Genomic DNA, 230 nt, shown 5'->3' with positions numbered 1-230 from the left:
GGCCGTCGAAAATCATCAGCGGCAAGTAGCAGGTCGAACCATAGTGGTGGTTGTAGAACGCCAGCGGCTGCTGGCCGTAGCATGCATCCTCGGAGTGATCCAGATCGAGAATCAAGCTCTTTGGCGGGCTGGCGAAGCTGGCGATGAACTGTTCGACCAGAGCCTCGCTGACGCGATAAATATCCTGGCGACTTGCTGCGTGTTCAAAGCGCGAGATCGTAGCTCCCGAT

At 57.0% G+C, this 230-nt stretch carries 1 protein-coding gene; it reads right to left on the bottom strand.

Going from position 1 to position 230, the window contains the following annotated elements; all coding sequences use genetic code 11:
- The coding region (locus F2P45_RS35325) for a transposase (protein WP_187367280.1) at positions 1 to 230 on the bottom strand (230 nt) is incomplete at both ends.

The sequence above is a fragment of the Massilia mucilaginosa genome, from assembly GCF_011682145.1.
In the GTDB taxonomy this organism is placed as follows: domain Bacteria; phylum Pseudomonadota; class Gammaproteobacteria; order Burkholderiales; family Burkholderiaceae_D; genus Telluria_A; species Telluria_A mucilaginosa.
Note: the sequence above shows the minus strand (reverse complement) of the source record. Positions and strands in the feature narration are given on the sequence as shown.